This window comes from Bremerella sp. JC817, from assembly GCF_040718835.1.
Classification (GTDB): domain Bacteria; phylum Planctomycetota; class Planctomycetia; order Pirellulales; family Pirellulaceae; genus Bremerella.
This window is the reverse complement of the sequence record NZ_JBFEFG010000185.1, coordinates 1-400: the sequence shown is the minus strand read 5'-3', so window position 1 is coordinate 400 and position 400 is coordinate 1. Positions and strand designations below refer to the sequence as shown.

The 400-nt window shown below is 54.5% G+C and carries 1 protein-coding gene; it reads right to left on the bottom strand.

The window, feature by feature from the left end; translation table 11 throughout:
* Positions 1-64 precede the first annotated feature (64 nt).
* Positions 65-400, bottom strand: a 336-nt coding sequence (locus AB1L30_RS00890) for a DegT/DnrJ/EryC1/StrS family aminotransferase (RefSeq protein WP_367011455.1), incomplete at its 5' end; no start/stop codon positions are given.

Here is a 400-nt window from a genome sequence, read left to right as displayed (position 1 = left end):
CTGTTCGCGACGTGGAACCAGGACGGAACCCCAGCATGTTGGGAAAGCGATTCATGGCAGATCCTTAGTGGTTCCAGGCGAATTCGGTGCAGTTCATCAGGGCCCAGTAGATATCTTCCAGGTCCTGCATACGATTGGCTTTGATCTCGGTCATGTTGGCACACTGGCCGAACAAGTGAACCGGAATGATCGCCTTGGTGTTCGGCGTGATTTGTTCCTGGATCCGGGCAGGATCGATATTGAACGAGGTTGGTTCGATGTCGAACTCGTTCTCTCCTTTCTTAAGCTGTCCGGTCAGATCGATCTCATCGAACGTCTCATACTCGCCAGGCGACCGCCGCTGAAGGATCTGAACGGTCGCCAGGATTTCATCGAGCGTTCCGTCCTGGTTCCACGTCGC